Below are 23,481 nucleotides of genomic sequence, written 5' to 3' on the forward strand. Positions count from 1 at the left end.
CCCGCCCGTGACTCCTGGCACCGAAGTCCGGGACGCGACTCCTGGCACCGGCCCCACTTCCGCGGTCGGTCATCCTGTCGCGCTGGCCACCGCCACGCTCGCCGGGCGACTCGCACGGTCTGGCGCACCGCGAGCCGTGTTGTTGGATTTCTCCGATCACGCCCGGGTCGGGGCAGCGCTCCCGGCGAGGTCCGGATCGCCGCAGGACCGCCCGCGCCAGCTCGAAGTTCCCCGGCAAGCCGGGCGCCATCGACGGCAGTCCGATCGGCCACGTCGATTCCGTCTCGTGCTGGTGGTGCGCGGCTACCTGGCCGTCGTCGTCCGGATGCTGTCCCGCTGCGCCACCACCTCGGCACGGGCCGGCAGGTGGCTCGCCTCTGCCGGCCAGCGGATCCGCGGACGGCGACGCGATCCCGCCGGGCCGATCGAAGTGCAGGGCGCCCTCCGTCGTGGTCTCGGCTGGGGCAGTCCTCCACCGCACCTGGCCGTCGCGGGCGCAGTGCCGTTCTTCAGAGCGCGCAAACAGATCCTTCGCACCTGGCTGGTGGTGACGACCGCCGCGATCCTGATCGTCTGGTCCCTCATGGTGGCGAGCACACGGGCGGACGCCAGCAGCCCTTCCGACGCCCAGCCCGGTGTCCCCGCCCCCACTGCCCAGACAGGACGATTCACCTGGCCGCTGACTCCTCGGCCGAAAGTGACGAGGAACTTCGACCCACCCGAGACGCCGTACGGCCCGGGCCACCGCGGCGTCGATCTGGAAGCCGCGCCAGGGCAGCAGGTGCTCGCCGCGGACATGGGCGTAGTGGTGTTCGCCGGCCAGGTGGCTGGACGTGGCGTGGTAGCGCTGGACCATGACGGCGGTCTCCACACGACCTACCTGCCCGTGACGCCGTCGGTCACCGCCGGCGAGCAGATCTACCGCAGCCAGCCACTGGGAACCGTCACGCCCGGCCATCCCGGCTGCCCGGTACCGGCCTGCCTGCACTGGGGCGCCCGCCGCGGCGCGGAGTACCTCGACCCACTGGCGCTGGTCGGCGAACCGGGACGAGTACGCCTCAAACCATGGGCAGAAGGCCCCTGAGTACAGGACGCCACCCACTGACGAGCCACACAGAAGTACCCGAAAGGGGGTAATCCGAACGAGTCAACACGAACACGCGCTCGGTGCGGTCGGGAGAGCCCGCGTGCAGTGGCCAGCCGAGTGCAGTCGCCAGCGCGATACAGCCGGACAACGGAGTGCATTCGGCAGCGGGAGGCAGCCGGGCAGCGGAGCGCGGTGGCCATCGATGGCCAGTCGGCAGCGAAGTGCGGTTGGGGGGGCCGCGGACGCGGTATCGGGCTGTTGGGCTGTCCGGCCGTGGGACCGCTCAACCCGATGGCTGTTCCGCTGGCGGGCTGTTCCGCTGGCGGGCTGTCAGCTCGTGGACTGTTCCGCTGGCGGGCTGTCAGCTCGTGGGCTGTTCAGCCGTCGGACTGCTCAGCCGTGGAACTGTTCAGCCGTTGGGCTGTTCGATCAGCTTGGCGCGCAGCCGCATCACCGCGCGGGTGTGGAGCTGGCTGACTCGCGATTCCGTGACGCCCAGGACTTTGCCGATCTCGGCGAGCGTGAGGCTTTCGAAGTAGTAGAGGCTCACTACGATCTTGTCGCGGTCGGTCAGCTGGGCGATCGCCTCGGCCAGCTGGCGCCGGTTGTCCTGGTCGACGAGGACGGCGACCGGGTCGACGGCATCGTCGTCGGGAAGCGTGTCGACCAGTGAGCCGGCGTCCTTGCCCGCGGCGACGAGGTCCTCGAGCGCCACGACGCTGGTGAGGCGCAGCTGGCCGTAGAAATCCCGCAGGTCGTCGAGGCCGATGCCCAGTTCGCCGGCGAGTTCGGCGTCGGTCGGGGTGCGGTGCAGGCGGGCGCCGAGTCGTTCCAGCGCCCGCGCGGCCTCCTTCGCCTTGCTGCGCACGGCACGCGGAACCCAGTCCTGGGAACGCAGATCGTCCAGGATGGCGCCGCGGATGCGCTGCATCGCGTACGTCTCGAACCGCAGCCCGCGTTCCGGGTCGAACTTCTCGATGGCGTCGACCAGTCCGAAGATGCCCGACTGGACGAGGTCGCCCACGTCGACATGGGTGGGAAGTCCGGTGCCGACCCGGCCCGCGACGTACTTCACCAGCGGCGCGTAGTGCAGGACCAGCCGGTCGCGCGAGGCCTGGTCCGGCTGGTCGGCGAACTGCTGCCACAGCGCCTGGATCCCCGCGTCGACGTCCTGACCGGGACGTCCGTCCCCGTTGACGGCGTCCGGTGTGCCAGGGCCTTTCAGCCCCGTTTCCGTGACCTGCGGTGTCGCGGTCATTGCACGGTCGTTCTCGGCATGCGGCTCAGTCTGGTCTCCGTGCTCGTGCGGATGCGCGTGCGCCGTCGGCGCGGCTCCGGCTCTCCCGGCCGAGCCATCACCGACCTCGTCAGGCCCGCGGGTGTGCTCGGTCATGGATCGCCTTCAGCCGATCGACGGTCACATGAGTGTAGAGCTGGGTCGTGGCAAGCGTAGCGTGACCGAGCAGTTCCTGAACGCTCCTGAGGTCCGCACCTCCTTCGAGCAGATGGGTCGCGGCCGAATGCCGGAGTCCGTGCGGCCCCATGTCGAGCGCGCCGGGCACCGCCGCCACTGCCTCGTGCACCACCCGGCGAGCGGCGCGCGGGTCGAGCCGTTTCCCGCGGACGCCCAGGAAGAGCGCCTGCCCGGACCGTTCACCGGCCAGCTCGGGCCGTGCTTCCTCGAGCCATTCGGACAACGCCGTGGCTGCCGGGATCCCGAACGGAACCACGCGTTCCTTGCCGCCCTTGCCGACGACGGACACCACCCGGCGGGCGAAATCGACCGCACCGACGTCGAGTCCGCACAGTTCCGACACCCGGATGCCGGTTGCGTACAGCAACTCGATCAAGGCGCGGTCACGCAGCGCAACCGGGTCCCGCTCGACTGCTCCGTTCGCGGAAGCTGTCATGAGCGCATCGGCCTGATCGGCACGCAGCACGCCCGGCAGGGTGCGGTGCGCGCGCGGCGCGGCCAGCCGCCCGCCCGGATCAGCCTTCAGCAGCCCGACACGATGCGCCCAAGCCGTGAATGTGCGCGCCGCGGCGGCACGACGTGCCAGCGTCGTCCGGCCCGCGCCATCCGTGCGTTGTCCCGCCAACCATGCGCGCAGCTGGGTGATGTCGAGGTTGCCGAGCCCGCGGGCCGCAGCACTGTCCTCCCCCGTGGTCAGGAATGCCAACAGCGACACCACGTCGCCGGCATACGCACGGACCGTGTGTGGTGACAGCCCGCGCTCCAGCGACAAGTGCCGTTCGTAATCGGTGACGACGGCTCGTTCCTTTTCCGGCAACGCGTCGCGGAGTGCCCGGAGATCGGGGCGTGGCGGGTCTTTTCGGCGCCCACCGGAACGCGCGGTCGCTCCGGGGCGCGCGGTCGCTGACGGCATGACGATTACGCTGCGCGAACCGCCGCCATTGGTCAAGCATCGCCACGCCGATCACCGGGCAGCCGTTCGGACTATTCGCCGCCATCCCGTGTCACCCCGGACCGCGAACCCGTCGATCTCCAGCTCCGGCAGCAGTGCCCGCACCCTGGCGACCGGCACCCCGGCGTTCTCGGCGATCTCTTCCGGGCCACGGCCTGCACGGGACACCAACGCCTCGTAGACCCGCAACGCTTCCTGGCCGAGTTTGTCGGTGGGACGAGCGTGCGTTCCCGGCCCGGGTTCCGCCGTTCCGAAACGACCGACCGTTTCCAGCACCTCGTCGACGGTGGTCACCAGGGTGGCTTTGCAGTCGCGGATGAGCGCGTGACAGCCCGCCGAGTTGCCGGAGTGCAGCGATCCGGGGAGGGCCATCACGACTTTGCCGAGGGCGCCCGCGGTGGTGGCGGTGTTCCGGGCTCCGCTGCGTGCACCGGCTTCGACGACCACCGTGCCGTCCGTGAGGCCTGCGATGAGGCGGTTGCGCACGAGGAACCGATGCCGTGCCGGCGGCGTCCCGGGCGCGTACTCGCTGGCTACCGCGCCACCGTTGTCGATGATGCGTTTCAGCAGATCAGCGTGACCGGCGGGATAGGCGACGTCGACCGCGCAGCCGAGCAACGCGACGGTTACGCCGTCGCCGCTCAACGCGCCACGGTGCGCCGCGGCGTCGATCCCCATCGCAGCGCCGGAAAATACCGGTATGTGCCGGGCGGCCAACGCGTGGGCGAACTCGAGGGCGTTGTGCACCCCGTAGTCCGTGGCCATTCTCGCTCCGACGATCGCGACGGCCCGATCGGCCGCCTCCGCCAGATTCGCGCTGCCCCGGACCCACAAACCGAGCGGTGCGGCGACGTTCTGCACTCCGCGGCCGGTCGCGACGGCCAGGGACAGCAGCGGCCAGGCAGGCCACTCGTGGTCTTCCGGGGTCACGAGCCGGGCGCCGGATTTCTCCGCACGCTCGAGATCCCGCTCCGCGACCGTGGATTCCCGCCGTGCCGCCGTTTCCCGCAGGACGGGCCCGGGACAGTCTGCGGCGCGGACCCGCTGTGCAGCCTCGACCGGCCCCCGCTCTCCCACGAACGCCAGCAACGCCGGCGACGGCGGCTCGGCGACGTGCAGCAGGTACGCGCGGGCGAGCCGCTCGGCATCCGTGGCCGCGGTCTGATCCGGGACGGCGGCGATCATGCCGCACCTCTTCGGAAGGCGCACTCACCGGAGCGCACGAGGGCCAGATGCCGGCGAGGGGCGAGCTGGTCGCGAACCCGGGCAGGATCCTGCGCGGGCTTCGGGTCGGGGGCGCGGACGAGGTGCAGGTGCCTGACCGCGTCCGGCACCTGCACCTCGTCCGGGACCCGGATCGGGAATGGGACCGGTGGCCGGCGACGGTGACGTGGTCGGGATTGTCCGGAGCGGCGGGATGTACTCGACCGGCGGGATGTGCCGGGACGGCGGGGTGTACCGGAACGGCGAGAGGAACCTGCTTGTGGAGGTGAGTCGGGCGGATTGGGTGCGTCAGGTGGATTGGGTGCGTCAGGCTGGGTGGGCGGGTCCGGCGAGCACGCTGGTCCGGTGCGGAGAACCGGCTCGGGGTGACGAGCTGGTCCGGTGTGGACTGCTGCCTCGGGGTGACGAGTCGGCTCGGGTCGGCGGATCGGGCCGGAGGCATGGGAGAGAATTGCCATCAAGGGGTTCCTTCGTGTGGTCCGGTTTGCTGGATTCGTGAGGCGCGCGGCGTGAGCGATTTCGGGTCGGGCCGGCCCTGGGGCTGGTGGACGGTCGGGGCGCAGTTACGGGTTGCGGCAAGCGATGCAGGGGTGGGGTTCGCGCGGTTATGTCGCGTGCCAGGGCGGCAATGGTTGCGAAAAAGTGGCAGGAGGCCGCAGCCGATCGCGAAGCACTGGCCGGAAGGCGACAGCCGACCGCGAAGCGCCAGCGACAAGGCGATAGCCGGTTGGGAGTGGCCGGAAGGTGGTGTCGGTGGGGGGTAGGCGGCGGGCGGCTTTTCGCTGTGGGGTTCGTTGGCGGGGCGTCATGCGGCCGTTCTTTCCCGGAAGTTGAGGGCGGCGGTTACTTGATCGCCGTCGGGGGTGGGGAGGCCGGCCAGGTCGGTCAGGGTCCAGGCGATGCGTAGACATCTGTCGGCGCCTCGGGCGGTCAGGAGGCCTCGGTCCAGCGCTCGGTCCAGAACTGCGGTTGTCGAGGCGGGTAAAGGGAAATCGCGGCGCAGGACGGGGCCCGGTACTTCCGAGTTGATGCGCCAGCCGTGGGGTTGCCAGCGGTGCCGGGCGCGATCGCGGGCCGCCAGGACTCGTTCGCGGACTATCGCGGAGGTTTCCGGGGTAATGGTGCGGTGGGCGGAGATCGCGGTGAGGGGGCGGAGGCGGACCCGGAGGTCGACCCGGTCCAGGAGGGGGCCGGACAACCGCGCCAGGTAACGGCGGCGAGCGGTGACCGAGCACGTGCAGTCGGCTTCTCTCGGCGGCGCACACGGGCACGGGTTCGTGGCCAAGACCAGCTGGAACCGCGCCGGGTAACGGACGACGCCTTTGGCCCGGGAGATGCGTACCTCGCCTTCTTCCAGGACGGTGCGGAGCGAATCAAGCTTCTGGCTGCCGTACTCGCATGCCTCGTCGAGGAACAGAACTCCGCGGTGGGCGCGGCTGATCGCGCCGGGCGCGGCCAAGCCAGTGCCGCCGCCGATGAGGGCGGCAGTGGTGATCGAGTGGTGTGGGGCGACGAACGGCGGGACCGTCACCAGCGGCGACGACCTCGACAGCGATCCATCGACCGAATGGATTGCCGTGACCTGCAACGACTCCTCCGGCGACAGATCCGGCAGCAGTCCGGGAAGTCGTTGCGCGAGCAGAGTTTTCCCCACTCCGGGTGGGCCGGTGAGCAGCAGGTGGTGGCCGCCGGCGGCGGCGACTTCCACGGCCCAGCGGGCCTCCGGCTGGCCGACGACATCGGCGAGGTCGGGCGCCGGCTCGGCTGCGGGGACGGCCGGAGGCGGCGGCGCGACGAGCTCTCCCTCGTCTTTCAGCCAGGCGACCAGATCGGCGAGGCGGGAGGCGCCGGCGACCTCGAGCCCGTCGACGAGCGCGGCTTCGTACAGGGATTCGGCCGGGACGATGGCACGCTCGTGCCCGGCGGCGCGCGCGGCCAGCAGCCCGGGCAGGACGCCGCGGACCGGGCGGATCCGGCCGTCGAGCGCGAGTTCGCCGAGCAGAATGGTGTGGAACAGCTTCGTGGCGGGCACGGCCCCGGTGGCGGCGAGGACCGCGGCGGCGATGCCGAGGTCGTATCCCGAACCCATCTTCGGCAGATTGGCCGGGGACAGCGCGAGGGTGATCTTGCCGTCCGGCCACGGCTGACCGGAGTTGCGCACCGCGGAGCGCACGCGGTCCTTCGCCTCGCGCAGGCCGGCGTCCGGCAGGCCGACGAGGGTGACGCGGCTCAGGCCGCCACCGAGGTCGGCTTCGATCTCGACGACGCGGCCGTCGATGCCGACCAGGGCCACGGACCAGGATTTCGCGTGCGGCATCAGAACGCACCGGCCAGATGCCGCACGACCGGCTGCTCCCCGGCCCGGGCGTAGACCGTGACCACGTCGTACCGGGTGCGGCACCAGCCGACGCGGTGTTCTCGCAGCCAGCGCATGGCCGCGCGGTGCACGCGGGCGATCTTTTCCGGCGTGACGGTCTCGCCGGGTGCTCCGTAGGCATCCCCGGAGCGGGTCTTCACCTCGCAGAACACGACCCGGTCCTGGTCGGCGAGGACGAGATCGAGTTCGCCCTCCCGGCAACGCCAGTTGCGGCTGAGCAGGACCATCCCGGCCTCCTGCAGGTGCCGGAGTGCCAGGTTCTCCCCCCAGCGCCCGAACACCCGGCACCAGAGCGCGCCGGGGTGCGGCTCGTCGTTCATCTGTCCCCCTCGACCGGTGGAGCACCTGTGATCACGGTGCGTGTTCCATCCACCATCGCAGCGTCACCGACCGCGATGCCAGCCCTTCCGGGCTCACCTGTGGACAACTGGGGGGTTGTGGATCAACCCGGGCAACGCAGGCGGAATCGGCAGGGACTGTCGGAGCGAAGTGCTTCCCCGGCGAAGCTCACCCGGCGAAGCCCCTCTGGCGGCGAAAACGGGGTCGCGACACCACCGGCCGGGTACAGCGACGACAAGCCGGCGAGAAACGTCAAAGGCCACGCGCGACCGGAGAAACGGTGCGCGTGGCCTCGACAGATGGAGTGGGTCAGCCCGAGAACGGGCCGTCCTCCGGGAGCCGGAGGTCGGGCTTGTCCAGCTCTTCGACGTTGACGTCCTTGAACGTGATGACCCGGACGTGCTTGACGAAGCGGGCCGGCCGGTACATGTCCCACACCCAGGCGTCGGACATCCGGACTTCGAAGTAGACCTCGCCGCCGCCGTCGCGGACCTGCACGTCTACTGCGTTGGCCAGGTAGAACCGCCGCTCGGTCTCCACCACGTACGAGAACTGGCCGACGATGTCGCGGTACTCGCGGTACAGCGAGAGCTCCATCTCGGTCTCGTACTTCTCGAGATCCTCTGCGCTCATGTGATCCGCGCCCCTCCTCGCGTTCGTCCTGCTCCGGCGGCGGAGCGTTCATTCTTACCCACCGAGCGGCCCGTGGCACGGACCGGCCCGCCCGGTTTTTCCAGGGAGTTCTCCAAAGCAGCGTAGGTCAGCACGACCGGATGCGGCGGAGTGAGCCCGTGTGCGGCGGCCACGGTGGCCACATTCGTGTAGGACCAGCGGTGCGCCGGGCTCGGGCCGTGCTCGCGCAGGGCGGCGAGGTGGTCGGAAGTGCTGTAGCCCTTGTGCACATCGAACCCGTAGTGCGGCAGCTCCCCGTGCAGGCCCGTCATGAAACGGTCCCGGGTCACCTTCGCCAGCACCGACGCCGCCGCGATGGCCGCCACGCTGCGGTCTCCCTTGATCACCGCGGCGTTCGGGGCCGGAATTCCGGGCACGGGGAACCCGTCGGTGAGCACGTACCCCGGATGCGAGCGCAACGCCGCCACCGCGCGTCGCATCCCCTCCAGATTCATCACCCGAATGCCGAGCAGATCGACCTGCTCGGTGGGAATCACGACGATGGCGTAGTCGAGTGCACGCTGCAGCACGCGGTCGTAGACCCGGTCGCGGGCCTTCGCGGTGAGCATCTTCGAATCGGTCAACTCGGGCAGCCGCACGCCGTCTCCCGGGCGCAGCACGCAGGAGGCCACCACCAGCGGACCGGCGCACGCCCCTGCCCCGGCCTCGTCCACCCCGGCCACCGGGCCCAGGCCACGCCGCTCCAGGGCACCCTGCAGACCCCAGAACAGCTCGCCACGCACCACGGCACGCGGCGGGCGCGGTGGCTCGGCCGGGATCCGGGGAACGGGAACGATGCTCACCCTGCTGCCTTCTCGGACGGGGTGCACTTACCGTCTCCGGCCGGCCGCCCTGCGGAGGCCGGACTTCAGTCGCCGTCCCAGGTAGAGCGTGGGCACGGCCGCGGCGAAGCCCGCGCCGAGCGGGAGGCCCTGCTGCCACGCCGGGGCTCCGAGCGCCACCGGCTGGGCGTTCTCCTGCGGATTGGGGGCCGAGATGACGTTCCAGCGGCTCGGCGGCAGCACGATCAGCCGTGCCTTGCCGATGACGTCGTCGACCGGCACCGCACCGTTGGCCCCGCCGCCGCCCTGGTAACGCGAGTCGGACGAGTTGTTGCGGTTGTCGCCCATCACCCAGAGCGCGCCCTGCGGAACCTTCACCGGGGCGAAGGTTTCCTGCCGCTGGTGCCCCTCGTCTTCCCAGTGGATGTAGGGCTCGTCGAGTGCCTTGCCGTCGACGATCACGCGGTTCTGCGGATCACAGCACTGCACTGTCTGCCCGCCGGTCGCGATCACCCGCTTGACGAAGTCGCGCTCGTCCGGCGGGGCGAACCCGACCAGCGAGCCGAGGCCACGCAGCGCGCGGACGACGACGTTGCTCGACTCCTGCGGCGCGATCTCGTTCTCGGTCCATGCGGGCGGGCCCTTGAACACGACCACGTCACCCGGGGAGGGATCGGTGAAGTCGTAGGTGACCCGGTCGACCAGGATCCGGTCGCCCGTGCAGGTCGGACAGCCGTGCAGCGTGCTCTCCATGGACCCCGAGGGGATCATGTAGACCTTCGCGAGGAACGCCTGGATCAGGATCGTGAGCACCAGGGCGATCGCGATCAGGATCGGCAGTTCCTTCCAGAACGACCGCTTCTTCTGGGACTTGCTCCGCCGATGCGACCCCCCGCGCCCGGCAGAGGATTCGTGCTCCTCGTCCGGGCGATCGGGGTCGTCGTCAGCGGTGTTCCGGGACACGGGTTCGACCACGTCGCCAGGCTACCGGTAACCGCACCGGCACTCAGCGCGCAGAGGTGGTCTCGCGGTTTTCGCGGCGCTCCTTGATCTTGGCCTTCTTGCCGCGCAGCTCACGCAGGTAGTACAGCTTCGCCCGGCGCACGTCACCGCGCTTGAAGACCTCGACCTGGGCGAGGTTCGGCGAGTGCACCGGGAAGGTGCGCTCGACGCCGACGCCGAAGGAGATCTTGCGGACGGTGAAGGTCTCCCGGATGCCGCCGCCCTGACGGCGGATCACGACGCCCTGGAAGACCTGGTTGCGCTCGCGGTTGCCCTCGATGACGCGGACGTGGACCTTGAGCGTGTCGCCCGGGCGGAAGTCCGGAATGTCGGAACGCAGTGACTGCGCGTCCAGCGCGTCCAGGGTGTTCATCGGTGGTCCGTCCTCGTATTCGTGTGGCTTACGTACAGCTTGAGCGCGCAGTGAACTCGACTGCGACTAGCCCGGGGCTGATGGCATTCACAATCAGCGTCGCGGTTACCGGCCCTTGGCAGGTGCCGACGGTCGCGCGTCACGCCAACCGAACCATTATGGCATTGGTGGCTCGCCACCGAACGCAGGGGGTCTAGCCGGGATCTTCGCCGAGCCGGCCGAGTACCTCGTGGTCCCGCTTGTCCAGGCTGCCTTCGGGCAGCCGGGCGAGCAGATCCGGACGGCGGCCGGCGGTGCGCACGAGCGCCTGGTCCCGGCGCCAGCGCTCGATCAGCGCGTGGTTGCCCGAGCGCAGCACCTCCGGTACCGCCAGCTCGCGCCACACCTCCGGACGGGTGTAGCTGGGTCCTTCGAGCAGTCCGTCGGAGAACGAGTCCTCGGCCGCCGAGCGCGCGTTGCCGAGGACCCCGGGCAACAGCCGGACCACGGCCTCGACCATGACCAGCACCGCGGCCTCGCCGCCGACCAGCACGTAGTCGCCGATGGACACCTCGTCGACCGGCATCCGGCTCGCCGCGTCGTCCACCACTCGCTGGTCGATACCCTCGTACCGGCCACACGCGAACACCAGGTGCGGCTCGGCCGCGTACTGGTGCGCGAGGTCCTGGGTGAACGGCCGCCCGGCCGGCGTCGGCACCACGAGCCGGGTTTCCGGACGGCAGACGTCGTCCAGCGCCGGACCCCAGATCTCCGGCTTCATCACCATGCCGGGGCCGCCGCCGTACGGCGCGTCGTCGACCGCTCGGTGCACGTCGTGCGTCCAGTCGCGCAGGTCGTGCACGCCGACCTCGACGAGACCGCGGTCGATCGCCCGGCCCAGCAGCGCGGCACGCAGCGGGTCGAGGTATTCGGGGAAGATCGTGACGACGTCGATGCGCACGGCTACCAGTTCCAGTACTCGGTGGCTTCCGCGTGCCACGGCGAGGGCACCTGCTGGTCGATCGAGAACGCCATGCCCAGGCCTTGGGCGATCCGGATGTCCCGGCGCAACGTCTCGTGCAGCGGCGAGCCGGCCGGCGAATCCTTGTCCTCCGACCACGATTCGCTCTGCGTGATGCAGGTGCGCTCACCGAACCGGGCCGAGCTGCACGGCGCCGGCGCACCCCAGGTCTGCGCGTGCCGGAAGCGGAACGTCTTGCCGCTGCTCTGCTCGGTGACGGTGCCCTCGGCGACGAGGCGGTAGTCCTGCGCCGGCACGGTCCACTGCACGTAGTGCTGGCGTCCGCCGTCCGACGGGATCGGGGTGCACTCGTCTCCGTGGCACAGTGATTCGCTGGTCACTCGCTGGGTGTAGTACGTGCCGTTGCCTTCCCAGCCGTCCAGCAGCACCCAGTCGCCCTCGTGCACGAAGTGCTCCGCATCACCCGGCGGCCACGATTGCAGGTCGCCCCACGAGATGTGGGACTCGGTGGCCGACTGCGGGTTCCACGCCCATTGGAAGGCCGCTTCGCCGGGCGGCGCGTACTGGCCCGCGGTGCGGCCGAACATCATCGAGAAGTCGCCGTAGACCGGCGCGGCGGCAACTGCCGGCGTGATCAGGCCGGCAGTGGCGAGAGCGGCGGAAAACAGCACCACGGCGGTACGCACTGCGCGGCTCTTCACTCCAGCAGACCTTCCGGTGGGTCGATGACCACGCGCCCGCCGGCGATGTCCACCGTCGGCACGATCGCCAGCACGAACGGCACGAGCACCTCGCGGCCCTCGGCGTCGAGTGCGAGCAGCTCCCCTGCCGGGGAGTGCACGACCTCGGCGACGGTGCCCACGACCGTGCCGTCGGCCAGCTCGGCGCGCAGCCCGGCCAGCTCGTGGTCGTAGAACTCCTCGGGATCACCGGTGGGCGGCAGCGCATCGGTGTCCACGGTGAGCAGGGCACCGCGCAGCGTCTCGGCGACGTCGCGGGTGAGCACCTGCTCGAAACGCACCAGCAGCCGCCCGCTGTGTTCGCGGGCGGCTGCAATGGTGAGGTCCCTCTCGCTGCCGTCTCGCAGCTTCGTCGTGACGACCGCGCCGAGCGCGAACCGCTCCTGCGGCGCATCGGTGCGCACGTCCACCGCGAGCTCGCCGCGGATGCCGTGCGCTTTCGCGATGCGGCCGACTACGACGTCCATCCTGACCGTCCGAATCCTGGGTGCGGCCGGGTCAGCGGTCGGTGTCGACGACGTCCACGCGGACGCCGCGGCCACCGATGCCGCCCATCACGGTGCGCAGGGCGGTCGCGGTGCGTCCGCCCCGGCCGATCACCTTGCCGAGGTCGTCCGGGTGCACGTGCACCTCGAGCGTGCGGCCACGGCGCGTGGTCAGCAGCTCGACCCGGACCTCGTCCGGGTTGTCGACGATCCCGCGCACCAGGTGCTCGAGGGAGTCGGCGAGGAAGCTCACTCCGACTTCTCGCCCTCGCCGGCCTCGGCCTTCTCAGCAGCCTTGTCGTCGGCCTTCTTCGGGGCCTTCTTCTTCGGCGTGGTGGCCTCGGCGGCAGGCTCCTCGCCCGCCGCGGCCAGCGCCGCGTTGAACAGGTCCTGCTTGGACGGCTTCGGCTCGGCGACCTTCAGGGTGCCCTCGGCGCCCGGCAGGCCCTTGAACTTCTGCCAGTCGCCGGTGACCTCGAGGATGCGCTGCACCGGCTCGGTCGGCTGCGCGCCGACACCCAGCCAGTACTGCGCGCGGTCGGTGTCGACCTCGATGAGGCTCGGCTCTTCCTTCGGGTGGTACTTGCCGATGGTCTCGATGGCCTTGCCGTCCCGGCGGGTGCGCGCGTCGGCGACGATGATGCGGTAGTACGGCGCACGGATCTTGCCGAGGCGCTGCAGCTTGATCTTGACGGCCACGGGTGTGGGTACTCCTCAGTGCTCTCTGGTGCGGTGCGGGCGCACGCGGAACCCCGTGGGGACAGAGTCGCGGGCACCCGGAGGTCAGGAGCTTCCACGCGGTGAGAGGGTCCGGCGGAAGCGGGCAAGCAAACATTCTGCCAGACGGCGCGGACGGACTCGCGCAGACCCCGGCGGCGCGGAGATCCGAGCCGGATCCGAATCGGTTCCAAGTCAGATCGAGGTGACCCCGAGCGCGCCGAGCAGGATCGCCACCGCGGGCAGGAAGTTGTTCACCGAGTGTGCCACGACGCTGCTCGCGAGCCGTCCGGTGGCGAGCCGGGCCAGTCCGATCGGGATCGCGATGACCAGCAGCAGCGTGGTACGCAACGGTTCCAGGTGGCTGGCCGCGAACACCGCGGTGGACAGCAGGAGGGCGGCGATGCGGCACATGCGCTCGCTGCGCCACTTCAGCCGTTCGACCGCACCCCAGAGCAGCCCGCGGTAGATGATCTCCTCGCAGACCGGCCCGATCAGCCAGAGGTAGGCGAACATCACCGCGGCCGCGGGAACGGACATCTTGCGGTCGTCCACCAGCGCGCTGATCGCCGAGGTGGCGTCCGCCGAGCCGACGATCTCGGTCCACACGTAGGCGCCCAGCGCGGCGACCACCAGTCCGACCAGCCCGAACTTGAGCCCCACCTTCACGTCCGCCCAGCACCAGCGCATCCGCAGGTCGAGGACCGGGCCGTTGCCGCGCAGCACGGTGACCAGCAGCGCGACGCCGGCCGCGATCATGGTGGGCAGCATGGTGCCGAGCAGGACCGAACTGATCGGCAGCGGCTGTCCGGGGCCCGGTTCGCCGACGAGCACGCTGACGAACGCGGCCGAGGCCAGCAGCACCACCTCGACCAGCAGGAACGCCCCGAAACCCCAGCGGTGCGCGGGAAATTCGGCGAAGTCGGGCACCGAGTCCTCTCCCACGATCGGCGTGCCGCCCGGGAAGGGCTCCCGGTGCTGGGAAGTCGTCACGCCGGTCCTCCGGTGGTCGCGCGGATCACCGGTCGAGCCTAACCGGCCGGACGGCTTCGCACAGTACTCGAATGATCACGTGGATGATCAATGTCCGGTGAAGAGCAGCACCGCGGGCGGCAGGTTGTTGGCGGCGTGGGCCACCATGCTCGCCGCCGTGCGGCCGGACCGGTAACGCGCCAGCCCGAGGACCAGGCCCTGGCCGAACAACGCGATCATGCGGGTCGATTCCCCGTGCAACTGCGCGAAAACGAGCGCGGTGAGCACCAGTACCACCCACGACGGCACCCGGTGGTGCACGAGGGCGTTCCACAGCGTCCCGCGCACGAGCAGTTCCTCGGTGAGCGGGACGACGACGATCAGGATCGCGGCAGCCGCGGCGACCCACGCGTAGCTGCCGTCGGACACGTCGGGGAGGTCGGTGAGCGGGCTGTCGGACACGTCGTCGCCGCCGTAGACCGCGAGGACGCCGAGGTTGAGCAGGTAGCCGACGACGAGCGCGAGGGCTCCGCAGGCGAGGCCGATGCGGATGTCCCGCCAGGTCGCCCGCAGCCCGAAGTCGCGTTCGAGGCCGGCTCCGAAGCGCAGCGAGCCGGCGACCGGGCCGAGACCGAGCACCAGGTTCGGCAGGAAAGCCAGCAGCAGGGCCGGACCGGCGGGCAGATCGAGCGGGTCGTCGTCCCCGGTCTGGTGGTTGACCGCGGCCGTGGTGACGAGCGTGACGAGGTGGTAGCCGACGACTCCGGCGAAGAACGCGACGAACGCCCAGTGGGCACCGAACACCCGTCTGCCGCCGCTGTTCTCGACCACGGGCTCACGCTAGGTGCCGGTGCAGTGGCGCGGCGCGGCGGGGTCAGTCGAAGAGGACGCCGCCCAGCACGATGTGCTTCGGGTGCCGGAGTACGGACAGGTCCTCGCGCGGGTCCGCGGGGTAGACGATCAGGTCGGCGGGTGCGCCGTGCTCGATGCCGGGGTGGCCGAGCCATTCGCGAGCCGCCCACGACGCGCTCGCGAGCGCCTGTGTGCGTGACATACCGGCCTTGTGCAGCGCCTCGACTTCGTCGGCGATGAGGCCGTGCTCGACCATGCCGCCAGCGTCTGTGCCCGCGAAGACGCGTACGCCGGCTTCGACGGCCGAAGACACCATCTCGCCGACGCCTGCGTGCAGCGCGCGCATATGGGCCGCGTACGTCGGGTACTTCGCGGCCTTGTCCGCGATGCCCGGGAAGTTCTCGATGTTGATCAGCGTGGGCACGAGGGCCACGTCGCGGCGGGCCAGTTCGGCGAGCTGGTCCGCGGACAACGCCGTGCCGTGTTCGAGACAGTCGATGCCGGCTTCGATCAGCCCCGGCAACGCAGCCTCGCCGAAGACGTGCGCCGTCACGCGTGCGCCGAGGCTGTGTGCGACGCGGATGGCTTCGGCGAGCACGTCGTCCGGCCACAACGGCGCGAGATCGCCTTCCGCCCGGTCGATCCAGTCGCCGACGAGCTTCACCCAGCCGTCGCCGGCCCGGGCCTGTTCCGCGACGGCCTCGGGCAGCGACGCCGGATCGTCCAGCTCGATCGCGTAACCCGGCAGGTACCGCTTGGGCAGTGCGAGGTGCCGGCCGCAGCGGATGATCGTGGGCAGGTCCGTACGCGACTGCAGGGGCCGGACGTCGATCGGCAGGCCGCAGTCGCGGATCAGCAGGGTTCCCGCGTCGCGGTCGGTGCGCGCCTGCTGCGCCGCTTCCTCCAGCGGCACCGCGCCACCCGGACCGATTCCCGGGTGGCAGTGCGCGTCGACGAGGCCAGGCACCAGGAACCCGCCGGTGGACAGCGTCTGCGCGCCGGGAAGCGGTTCGAACGAGATCCGTCCGCCGTCGATCCACAGCGCACGCGGCTCACCGTCGGGCAGGACAGTGCCGGACAGGTGCAGCGCGCTCACTTCTTCTTGGGGTCCTTCGGCAGCTTGAACTTCGACGGGTCGAAGCCGGGTACGTCGTTCATGCCGCCGAGCTGGGACAGGTCCGGCATCCCGCCGCCGGCTCCGCCCGGGGGCAGCATCGGCATGCCGCCGGGCATCCCGCCGCGCACCTTCGGCTGCGTGGGGCCGCGGCCCTTGCCCTTCTTCCCCTTCTTGCCCTTGCGGGACTTGCTGCCGCCGCCCCCGCCGAAGCCGAACCGGCCGGCCATCTGCGCCATCATCTTGCGCGCCTCGAAGAAGCGGTTGACCAGATCGTTCACGTCGCGCACGGCCACGCCCGACCCGTTGGCGATGCGCAGCCGGCGGGATCCGTTGATCAGCTTGGGATCGGCCCGCTCGGCCGGGGTCATCCCGCGGATGATCGCCTGCAGCTTGTCCAGGTGCTTGTCGTCGACCTCGGCGAGCTGGTCCTTCATCTGCCCGGCGCCGGGCAGCATGCCGAGCAGGTTGCCGATCGGGCCCATCTTGCGCACCGCGAGCATCTGCTCGAGGAAGTCCTCCAGGGTCAGCTGGCCGCTGGTCAGCTTCTGCGCGGCCTGTTCGGCCTGCTCCTGGTCGAAGTGCTGCTCGGCCTGCTCGATCAGGGTGAGCACGTCACCCATGCCGAGGATGCGCGAAGCCATCCGGTCCGGGTGGAAGGTGTCGAAGTCCTCGAGCTTCTCGCCGTTGGACGCGAAGAGGATCGGCTGGCCGGTGACCTCGCGGACGCTCAGCGCGGCCCCACCGCGGGCGTCGCCGTCCAGCTTCGTCAGCACGACGCCGGTGAAGCCGACGCCGTCGCGGAACGCCTCCGCGGTGGTGACCGCGTCCTGGCCGATCATGGCGTCGACCACGAACAGGACCTCGTCCGGGTCGACGGCTTCGCGGATGTCGCTGGCCTGCTTCATCAGCTCTTCGTCGACACCGAGACGGCCCGCGGTGTCGACGACGACGATGTCGTGCTGTGCGTGGCGGGCCTCGTCGATGGCGCGGCGGGCGACGTCGACCGGATCGCCGACGCCGTTGCCCGGCTCGGGCGCGAACGTGGGCACCCCGGCGCGCTCGCCGACCACCTGCAGCTGGGTGACCGCGTTGGGCCGCTGCAGGTCACAGGCGACCAGCATCGGCGCGTGGCCCTGCTTCTTCAGCCACTGCGCGAGCTTGCCCGCCAGCGTCGTCTTACCGGCGCCCTGCAGGCCCGCGAGCATGATCACCGACGGCGGGTTCTTCGCCAGGTTCAGCCGGCGCGTCTCGCCGCCGAGGATCGCCACGAGCTCCTCGTTGACGATCTTGATGACCTGCTGCGCCGGGTTCAGCGCCTGGGAGACCTCGGCGCCCTTCGCACGTTCCTTGATCCGCGCGACGAACGCCTTGACCACCGGGAGCGCGACGTCCGCTTCGAGCAGCGCGATACGGATCTCACGCGCGGTGGCGTCGATGTCGGCGTCGGACAGCCGGCCCTTGCGCGAGAGCGACTGAAGGGCCGAGGTGAGCCGATCGGAGAGGGTGTCGAACACGGGGGTGCACGCTCCAGCTGGGTCGAGAGTTCGCGTGCCGGGCAGCACACAGCCGCCCCGGCATCCCCCGAGGGTAGCCGCTCCGGGGGTTCCGGGACGCGGCCGCTCCCCACGACCGCTCCCGGAACCGGGGCGGAGCACCACACCTCCCCGGGTGGCCTCCGCCGCGAGCACGCGGAGGAACGCCTTTCGTCCACCGCGTTGACGTGGAGTCTGCCGCGCGTGCACGGGGGTGCGGCAGCGTGAAATCCCCCAACCGGGACTGGGTGGAACTACTCAGACGCGGGTTTCGGGTCCGGCCGACTCACGGACGCAGTCGAAGGAGGGCTGGGCATCGGCGAGCGCCTCGGCCGAACAGCCGGCCGCGCACGCCGCCGCCTGCAGGATTTCGGTGACCACCTCGACGTCGACCGTCGACGCCGCGGCCAGTGCGCCGTTGCGGACGTCCACGCGCCCGGCGAGCCCGGCCAGCGCGTGCGCGAGCGCGTGCTGCCCCGCGACGAGCTGGGTGACGACCTCGGCCAGCTCGCCGAGAGTGGCGGCCTCGTGGTGCCCGCGCAGCGACCCGGCCAGCTCCTCGGCGCAGGACCGCAGGTGGCCGGCGACCACCGTCGGCGGCAGCGAAAGCCCCGGGAGGCCGGGTTCCGGATTCCGCATCGTGCTCACTCGTGCTCACCCCCGCTCGCACCCTCCTCGAACCCGCGCCATCCTGCCACCGGAAGCGGCCGGTATGCCCCCGACACCCCGCGCAGGTAGCCCGTACGGCCGAACGCAGTCCGCTCAGGACACCGCAGCGAGCACGGCTTCGACCACCTTCGCGCGCCACTGCGCGGTGACGGAGCCGCGTCGCGGCGACAGCGCGAACGAGTCGACCACTGCGCCGCCGAGGGTGGCGGCCTTCGCCCACAGCACGTGGGCTTCGCCGCGAAGCGCACCCGCCACGCGGAACAGCAGGCCGATACGGTCCGCAGCGCGGAGTTCGAGCACCACTGCGTTCGGACCACTGGTCTCGCCGTCGAACCAGCGCACATGCGGTGCGACGACCGCGACCGACGAGGTGGAGTAGTCACGTTCCTTCGCCGCTATTCGCTCGGTCAGTGGGAGTGTGCCTGCGACGGCGCGCGCGAACTGCTCCCGCAGCAGCGCCGGGTCCGGCAGGGAGCCGAACTTCGGGGATGCGGTGAACACGCCCGCGCGGCCGTCGTCGTGCTCACGCAGGGCAGCTCCGTGAACCTCCAGTGAGTTCAGCGCCAGCACTCCAGCGGCCGGAGCGAGCAGTTCGCGCCCCGCGGGGACGGCCAGCACAGCCGTGACCACCTTGCCGTGCGCGGTGATCCGTACCTGCCCGAGTCCGGTACGCGCGGCCTGGGCGACCAGTTCTCGTTGCTCTTCGTCCAACGGCTCGGGCGGGCTGAACCCCTTGCCGTGCATCGTTGCTTCGCAACTCGCGACGAGTTCGGCGAGCAGACGGTCCTTCCAGTCGGTCCACACGCCCGGTCCCGTGGCCAGCGAATCGGCACGGGTCAGCGCGTGCAGCAGCTCGAGCAGCACCACATCGCTGTCCAGCGTCTTCGCCACACGCGACACGGTCGCAGCGTCGGCGATGTCACGCCGCGTCGCAGTGTGCGGCAGCAGCAGGTGGTGGCGGACCGCGGCGGACACTGTCGCGACGTCCGCCGGCGGCAGCCCGAGCCGCTCGGCCACCTGTGCGGAGATCTTCGCGCCCAGTTCCGAATGGTCGGCGTCGCGGCCCTTGCCGATGTCGTGCAGCAGCGCGCCGATCAACAGCAGGTCCGGACGCGAGACAGTGGTCGTCAGCTTCGCCGCCTCGACGCACGCCTGGATCAGGTGCCGGTCCACCGTCCACTGGTGCACCGGCGACCGCGGCGGCAGGTCGCGGATCGCGCCCCACTCGGGGAAGAGCCGTGCCCACAGGCCAGTCCGGTCCAGCGCCTCGACGGCGTCGACCAGCCCCTCCCCCGCGCCCAGCAGCTCCACGAGGGCGTTGCGCGCGTCGTCCGGCCACGGCGTGCGCAGCTCCGGCGCCGACTCCGCCAACGCCCGGAGCGTCCCGTGCGAGATCGGCTTACGGGTACGCGCGGAAGCCGCAGCGACCCGTAGCAACAGCGCAGGATCCTTAGCCGGTACAGCATCGCGCGCGAGTGCGACCTCGACGCCGTGCAGCACCACGCCTTCGGCCAACGGAGTGCGCGCGGGACGCCGTCCGAACCGGGACCGCGACGGTTCCACCGTGGACCGCAGGGCGACGTCCACCGCGTACGCCACCACGCGTCCAGCGCCGGAAAGCTTGCGTGCCAGTGTGAACCGGTCGCTGAACCCGAGTTCGGCAGCCACCGGATCAGCCTCCGGAGCGCTCAGCACGTCACGCTCGCGCCGTAGCTCACGGCGCAGCTCGGTGCGTACGTCGAGGAGAAGCTCCTTCGCCGTCAGCAGTTCCTCACCTGGCCGGTCCGTCAGCTGGGCTACTGCCAAGGCCTCCAGCACGGCGAAGTCCCGCAGCCCACCGCGGCCGTGCTTCAGGTCCGGTTCCGCCGACTGCGCGATCTCACCGCTGCGCCGCCAGCGCGTGTGCACGGAATCCGTGAGCTCGTCGATCCGTTTGCGGGCTGTGCGGCGCCACTGGTCACGCGCGGCGGAGGCGAGCCGCGCGGCCAGCTCCGCGTCCCCGGCAAGGTGCCGGAGGTCGAGCAAGCCGAGCGCGGTCCGCAGATCCTCCGAGGCGACCTTCAGCGCCTCGCCGGGTGTCCGCACAGCGTGGTCCAACCCGACCTTCGCGTCCCACAGCGGGTACCACAGCGCGTCGGCCATGTCGCCGACGCGAGGATTCCCGTTGTGCACGAGCACCAGGTCGAGGTCGGAGAAGGGCACCAGCTCCCGTCGTCCGAGCCCGCCGACGGCGACCAGCGCGACACCCGGTTCCGCGGTGTCCACGCCGGCCGCCGTGGCGCCCTTGCCGAGCCAGAACTCGTACAGGTCGACCAGCGCCGCCCGCAGTGCGGCGGCCCCCAGCCGGCCGTGCCTGCCCTCGAGCAACCGCGCGGTCGCCCTGGTCAGCTCACCCCCGTCGGCCATCCGCCCGGCCTACAGCGCGTCCGCGCCGCGTTCGCCGGTCCGGACCCGGATCACCGTCTCCACCGGCGTGACCCACACCTTGCCGTCGCCGATCTTGCCGGTGTGCGCGGCGGTGGTGACCGCGTCGAGCACCTTCTCCACCGCCGTGTCGTCGGTGACGACCTCGATCTTCAGCTTGGCCACGAAGTCCACCGAGTACTCGGCACCCCGGTAGACCTCGGTGTGTCCCTTCTGCCTGCCGTAGCCCTGCACCTCGCTCACCGTCATGCCGAGCACGCCCAGCTGCTCGAGCGCGGAGCGGACGTCGTCCAGCGTGAACGGCTTGACAATCGCGGTGATCAGCTTCATGCCTTGGTCTCCTCGAGTTTCGTGGCGGCCGGGTGCTTCACCGGGAAGGTGCTGTGCTGCCCGATCCCGCCCATCCCGGTGAAGTCGTAGGCGCTCTCCGCGTGCTGCGCCTCGTCGATCCCGCTCACCTCGTGCTCGGCGCTGACCCGGAACCCGCCGGCCTTCTTGATCGCGAAGCCGATCACCAGCGACAGCACGAACGAGTAGGCCAGCACCGCGAGTGCCGCGACCACCTGGATGCCCAGCTGTCCGAAGCCGCCACCGTAGAACAGCCCGTCGGCACCGGCGGAGTTCACGCTCGTGGTGCCGAAGAAGCCGATCAGGACGGTGCCGACGAGACCACCGACCAGGTGCACGCCCACCACGTCGAGTGAATCGTCGAACCCGAGGCGGTACTTGAGCGACACCGCCAGCGCGCACAGCACCCCGGCGATCACGCCGATCGCGATCGAGCCGAGCGGGCTGACGAACCCGCACGCCGGGGTGATCGCGACGAGCCCGGCGACCGCGCCCGAGGCCGCGCCGAGCGTGGTCGGCTTGCCGAACTTGAGCTGCTCCACGATCAGCCAGCCGAGCACGGCGGCCGCGGTGGCCACGGTGGTGTTGGTGAACGCGACACCGGCCAGGTCGTTCGCGCCGAGCGAAGAACCAGCGTTGAAGCCGTACCAGCCGAACCACAGCAGGGAAGCACCGAGCAGCACGAACGGCACGTTGTGCGGGCGGCCGGTGTCCTTGGGCCAGCCCTTGCGCCTGCCGAGCACGATGGCCAGCGCGAGACCGGCGGCGCCTGCGTTGATGTGCACCGCGGTGCCACCGGCGAAGTCGAGTGCCCCCAGCTGGTTGGCGATCCAGCCGCCGGTCGCGTCCGGGCCGAGGAAACCGTCGAAGGAGAACACCCAGTGCGCGACCGGGAAGTACACGATGACGGCCCAGATCACCACGAACAACGTCCAGCCCCAGAACTTCGCCCGGTCGGCGATCGCGCCGGAGATCAGTGCCGGGGTGATGATCGCGAACATCAGCTGGAACATGCAGAACGCGAGCAGCGGCAACGCGTCCGGCCCCGGCCACGGCACCGGCGGCGGTCCGTCCGCGGCGAACCCGACCAGCGCGCCCGCGGCGTTCGACAGCCCGGCGAAGTCGAAGTTCCCGATCAGCCCGCCGAAGGAGTCCTCGCCGAACGTCAGCGAGAAGCCGAAGAGCACCCACAGCACCCCGACCACGGCCAGCGCGACGAAGTTCATCATCAGCATGTTCAGGACGCTCTTCGCGCGGACCATCCCGCCGTAGAAGAACGCGAGTCCTGGCGTCATGAGCATGACCAGCGCGGCGCTGATCAACACCCACGCGGTGTCTCCTGCGTTCAGCACAATCTTTCCTCCCGTGCACTGGGGTCGCTGGGCGGAAAGTCTTCGGCGCGAGTGTTTCCCGCAGCGGCGCGGCAGGTTTCCCCGGCGTGAACACCGGCACCGGGCTTGTTACGGCGAGGTTTCCGCCTGCACGGGGTGGCGTGTCCGGTTGCGAAACGTCGTGGTCGAATGACCGCATGACGGCGGCCGGACCCGGAAATGACCCACTGCCACGCCGGGTCGTGGAAGCCTTGCGCTGTTCGGTCTGTGGCGCCCCGGTCGGGTTAGCAGGACGCACGCTGCGGTGCGAACGGCGTCACTCGTTCGACCTGGCCCGGCAGGGTTACGTCAACCTGTTGCACGCACGGATCCCCGCCGGCACGGCCGACACCGCACCGATGGTGGAGGCGCGGTCGGCGTTCCTCGCCTCCGGCGCCTACGCACCGCTCGCGAACGCCGTCGCGGCAGCGGCCGGGACGCCGTCTGGCTTGGTCGTCGATGCCGGCGCCGGGCCGGGCTACTACCTCTCGCGCGTGCTCGACGCGGCGCCCTCCGCGGTCGGGCTGGCGCTGGACGTCTCGGCGATCGCGCTGCGCCGTGCCGCGCGGGCGCACGCGCGGCTGGGTGCCGCGGTGTGGAACCTGTGGGAACCGTGGCCGGTCGCCGACGGGGTCGCGGACGTGGTGCTGGACGTCTTCTCCCCGCGCAACGCCGCGGAGTTCCACCGCGTCCTGAAGCCCGGCGGACTGCTTGTGGTGGCCGCGCCGCTGCCCGGCCACCTCGCCGAACTGGGCGACCTCGTGCTCGCGGTGGACGAGCGGAAGGAACAGCGCCTGGAAACCACCCTGGGTGCCTATTTCACCCGGGAATCGGTCACCGAGGTCGTCCACACGAGCCCCTTCACCACCCGGCAGGTGCACGACGTGGTCGCGATGGGCCCGGCCGGCTTCCACCTGGACCGCGACGGACGGCGGGAACGGCTCCGCTGGACCCCCGCCAGGAACGTGACGCTCGCGGTCGCGGTCGGCGTCTGGCGACGGAACGACTGAAC

Annotated in this window: 24 protein-coding genes; 2 read left to right on the plus strand and 22 right to left on the minus strand. The window is 70.8% G+C overall.

The features are described from left to right. Positions 1-583 precede the first annotated feature (583 nt). Positions 584-1,084: a murein hydrolase activator EnvC family protein gene (locus BJY18_RS13675; RefSeq protein ID WP_184784604.1), complete on the plus strand. Its 501-nt coding sequence runs from the start codon at positions 584-586 to the stop codon at positions 1,082-1,084. Between the two features lie 412 nt (positions 1,085-1,496). On the opposite strand, the gene BJY18_RS13680 is transcribed toward BJY18_RS13675, so the two are convergent. The 22 genes from BJY18_RS13680 to BJY18_RS13785 all read right to left on the minus strand — a co-directional run bounded on the left by BJY18_RS13680 (position 1,497) and on the right by BJY18_RS13785 (position 22,451). Further along, positions 1,497-2,345, minus strand: a complete 849-nt coding sequence (locus tag BJY18_RS13680; RefSeq protein ID WP_376774663.1) for a FliA/WhiG family RNA polymerase sigma factor — start codon at positions 2,343-2,345, stop codon at positions 1,497-1,499. Positions 2,346-2,454: 109 nt separating this feature from the next. Further along, positions 2,455-3,474, minus strand: a complete 1,020-nt coding sequence (locus BJY18_RS13685) for a tyrosine recombinase XerC (RefSeq protein WP_184780341.1) — start codon at positions 3,472-3,474, stop codon at positions 2,455-2,457. Between the two features lie 51 nt (positions 3,475-3,525). Further along, a complete protein-coding gene (dprA, locus tag BJY18_RS13690; protein ID WP_184780342.1) occupies positions 3,526-4,698 on the minus strand; it encodes a DNA-processing protein DprA in 1,173 nt (390 codons plus the stop codon). Positions 4,699-5,542: 844 nt separating this feature from the next. Next, positions 5,543-7,054: a YifB family Mg chelatase-like AAA ATPase gene (locus BJY18_RS13695; protein ID WP_184780343.1), complete on the minus strand. Its 1,512-nt coding sequence runs from the start codon at positions 7,052-7,054 to the stop codon at positions 5,543-5,545. Continuing rightward, a complete protein-coding gene (locus BJY18_RS13700; protein ID WP_184780344.1) occupies positions 7,054-7,434 on the minus strand; it encodes a YraN family protein in 381 nt (126 codons plus the stop codon). Before BJY18_RS13700 ends, BJY18_RS13695 begins: the two co-directional genes overlap by 1 nt. Before the next feature lie 328 nt (positions 7,435-7,762). Further along, positions 7,763-8,086, minus strand: a complete 324-nt coding sequence (locus BJY18_RS13705) for a DUF2469 domain-containing protein (protein WP_003096226.1) — start codon at positions 8,084-8,086, stop codon at positions 7,763-7,765. Next, on the minus strand, positions 8,083-8,871 hold the full coding sequence (locus BJY18_RS13710; protein WP_184784605.1) for a ribonuclease HII: 789 nt from the start codon (positions 8,869-8,871) through the stop codon (positions 8,083-8,085). Before BJY18_RS13710 ends, BJY18_RS13705 begins: the two co-directional genes overlap by 4 nt. 84 nt (positions 8,872-8,955) lie before the next feature. Then, positions 8,956-9,882, minus strand: a complete 927-nt coding sequence (gene lepB, locus BJY18_RS13715) for a signal peptidase I (RefSeq protein ID WP_184780345.1) — start codon at positions 9,880-9,882, stop codon at positions 8,956-8,958. Between the two features lie 31 nt (positions 9,883-9,913). Continuing rightward, positions 9,914-10,282, minus strand: coding sequence for a 50S ribosomal protein L19 (rplS, locus tag BJY18_RS13720; RefSeq protein WP_184780346.1), 369 nt, complete (start codon positions 10,280-10,282; stop codon positions 9,914-9,916). Positions 10,283-10,475: 193 nt separating this feature from the next. Beyond that, positions 10,476-11,222, minus strand: coding sequence for a tRNA (guanosine(37)-N1)-methyltransferase TrmD (gene trmD / locus BJY18_RS13725; protein WP_184784606.1), 747 nt, complete (start codon positions 11,220-11,222; stop codon positions 10,476-10,478). A gap of 2 nt (positions 11,223-11,224) precedes the next feature. Beyond that, positions 11,225-11,944: a hypothetical protein gene (locus tag BJY18_RS13730; protein ID WP_312873837.1), complete on the minus strand. Its 720-nt coding sequence runs from the start codon at positions 11,942-11,944 to the stop codon at positions 11,225-11,227. After that, positions 11,941-12,450, minus strand: coding sequence for a ribosome maturation factor RimM (gene rimM, locus BJY18_RS13735; protein ID WP_184780347.1), 510 nt, complete (start codon positions 12,448-12,450; stop codon positions 11,941-11,943). Before rimM ends, BJY18_RS13730 begins: the two co-directional genes overlap by 4 nt. Positions 12,451-12,481: 31 nt before the next feature. Next, a complete protein-coding gene (locus BJY18_RS13740; RefSeq protein ID WP_003103110.1) occupies positions 12,482-12,721 on the minus strand; it encodes an RNA-binding protein in 240 nt (79 codons plus the stop codon). After that, positions 12,718-13,167, minus strand: coding sequence for a 30S ribosomal protein S16 (rpsP, locus tag BJY18_RS13745; RefSeq protein WP_184780348.1), 450 nt, complete (start codon positions 13,165-13,167; stop codon positions 12,718-12,720). Before rpsP ends, BJY18_RS13740 begins: the two co-directional genes overlap by 4 nt. A gap of 213 nt (positions 13,168-13,380) precedes the next feature. Next, positions 13,381-14,178 carry a CPBP family intramembrane glutamic endopeptidase gene (locus tag BJY18_RS13750; protein WP_184780349.1) on the minus strand — a complete coding sequence of 266 codons (798 nt, stop codon included), beginning with the start codon at positions 14,176-14,178 and terminating at the stop codon, positions 13,381-13,383. Positions 14,179-14,265: 87 nt separating this feature from the next. Then, positions 14,266-14,988: a CPBP family intramembrane glutamic endopeptidase gene (locus BJY18_RS13755; protein WP_184780350.1), complete on the minus strand. Its 723-nt coding sequence runs from the start codon at positions 14,986-14,988 to the stop codon at positions 14,266-14,268. Between the two features lie 43 nt (positions 14,989-15,031). Further along, on the minus strand, positions 15,032-16,105 hold the full coding sequence (locus BJY18_RS13760) for an amidohydrolase family protein (RefSeq protein ID WP_184780351.1): 1,074 nt from the start codon (positions 16,103-16,105) through the stop codon (positions 15,032-15,034). Further along, positions 16,102-17,640, minus strand: a complete 1,539-nt coding sequence (gene ffh / locus BJY18_RS13765; protein ID WP_184780352.1) for a signal recognition particle protein — start codon at positions 17,638-17,640, stop codon at positions 16,102-16,104. The genes BJY18_RS13760 and ffh overlap by 4 nt, the downstream gene beginning before the upstream one ends. Before the next feature lie 276 nt (positions 17,641-17,916). Beyond that, positions 17,917-18,297, minus strand: a complete 381-nt coding sequence (locus BJY18_RS13770) for a hypothetical protein (RefSeq protein WP_184784608.1) — start codon at positions 18,295-18,297, stop codon at positions 17,917-17,919. Between the two features lie 123 nt (positions 18,298-18,420). After that, positions 18,421-20,733 carry a [protein-PII] uridylyltransferase gene (locus BJY18_RS13775; protein ID WP_184780353.1) on the minus strand — a complete coding sequence of 771 codons (2,313 nt, stop codon included), beginning with the start codon at positions 20,731-20,733 and terminating at the stop codon, positions 18,421-18,423. A gap of 9 nt (positions 20,734-20,742) precedes the next feature. Next, complete coding sequence (locus tag BJY18_RS13780; RefSeq protein ID WP_184780354.1) at positions 20,743-21,081, minus strand: P-II family nitrogen regulator; 339 nt, start codon at positions 21,079-21,081, stop codon at positions 20,743-20,745. Beyond that, positions 21,078-22,451 (minus strand): ammonium transporter, encoded by a 1,374-nt coding sequence (locus tag BJY18_RS13785; RefSeq protein ID WP_184780355.1) that lies wholly within the window; start codon positions 22,449-22,451, stop codon positions 21,078-21,080. Before BJY18_RS13785 ends, BJY18_RS13780 begins: the two co-directional genes overlap by 4 nt. A gap of 176 nt (positions 22,452-22,627) precedes the next feature. Between BJY18_RS13785 and BJY18_RS13790 the strand changes: the two genes are divergently transcribed. Beyond that, the gene (locus tag BJY18_RS13790) at positions 22,628-23,479 is read left to right on the plus strand and encodes a putative RNA methyltransferase (protein WP_184780356.1); all 852 of its coding nucleotides are present in this window, start codon (positions 22,628-22,630) and stop codon (positions 23,477-23,479) included. Positions 23,480-23,481 lie beyond the last annotated feature (2 nt).

The organism is Amycolatopsis jiangsuensis, assembly GCF_014204865.1.
GTDB classification, from domain to species: Bacteria; Actinomycetota; Actinomycetes; order Mycobacteriales; family Pseudonocardiaceae; genus Amycolatopsis; species Amycolatopsis jiangsuensis.